A 1,464-nucleotide genomic window follows, 5' to 3' on the forward strand; every position below is an offset into this window, starting at 1 on the left:
CCCATTGACTGTTTGTCTTATCCAATCAAACGGTTCACGTCCATCTGGGTCTACGAAATTTACAGGATTATTGAAGCTATAACTGTACGGCGACCAGCTTGGCATTTTCTCCGCTAGAGGATCCACAGTCAACCACATACGATATAGAAGCCCATATAAGCTTAGAAAAATTTTGCTTATATATTCTCCATTAACCGTCTAAAGTATGGTATCTGTCCTAAAATTATGGGACTTAAAAATATTGATATTATTGTAATCCAAAATAAGCTTTCAGTAAACTCTAATGTAGGTAAACCATTATGAAGTTTATATAATAGATTCAAACCTGCAAATATCAAGACATTAAACCCAGAGAACACAACAGGTTTATACTCCACTTCCAACCGATTAAAATATCTAAATAGCACAAAAAAAATAATGGTCAATGGTAAAGAGTAAAACAATAATCTCCAAAAACTCACCCCTAGAGGAACGTTTATACTATTATACACGTAAGAGCCATATCTATTAAATAGTCCATAAATAAGAGATAATATTACACTTATCAGTGTTTCTATAAAAAGAAAGCAAACGTATAGTATTACGAATTTCTTTATCATTCTTTGCGTACTTTTTTGATTAACTCTTGACCTAATTTTATCCTATCTTCATATTTGCGAAAATCAAATTTATTGTCAAATTTATTTTTTATAACATCTCTAACTTCAGAACTTGGTAGAGAACCATTCATCATATTATTAATATTATTTATAATACCCTTTAAATCAGTTCCTGTATAACTATTAATATACTCTTGAACTTTAGATTGCTCAAATTCTACCAATTTATTATCTAAGGCTATTCCTGTCAATCCTTCAAATGACTGCTTAGCTCCATAGGCATCTGTAAAGCCACCGGAAACACCACCATTAGCAAGTAAATCTCTTGCATTTTTTATATTGTAAGAAAATAAAAATTTATTTCCTCTTTGTAAAAATTTATCGGTAGCAGAACTTGTTATAATTCCTCCATCTGGTATAGCCGTTCCTCCCACACCTCTAAGACCCGTAACTAATTGAGCTGCTCCAAACCATTTAGAATTTAAACCTTTTGCATCAGCTTGACTTTGTACCCACCCATAATATGCATTCCTTTGATATACGTTTTGATATGCATTAGCCCTTAAATTCTGAGTGCTATAAACAGCAGCAGAATTGAAGGTATTTCGATCATATACGCCACCTACGGCATACCATTGCCAAGGTTTTCTTGCTTCTCCGATCCATTTACGATACCATGGAATTGGTTCCCTTCCATCAGGATCTACCAATCGTACCGGGTTATTAAAGGCATAAGCATACGGCGACCAGCTTGGCATTTTCTCCGCTAGAGGATCCACATTTAACCACAGGGATACCCTAGGGTTGTAATACCTTGCGCCGTAGTAGTAATAACCTGTTTCATCATCCAGCTCCTTAGCATTAA

General features: G+C 34.5%; 1 protein-coding gene. It reads right to left on the reverse strand.

Annotation, left to right across the window (positions count from 1 at the left end):
• Positions 1-595: 595 nt before the first annotated feature.
• Positions 596-1,464: RHS repeat-associated core domain-containing protein (locus tag GNY06_RS02265; protein ID WP_317163732.1), on the reverse strand; the 869-nt coding region annotated here is incomplete at its 5' end.

The organism is Elizabethkingia argenteiflava (genome assembly GCF_009904105.1).
Classification (GTDB): Bacteria; Bacteroidota; Bacteroidia; order Flavobacteriales; family Weeksellaceae; genus Elizabethkingia; species Elizabethkingia argenteiflava.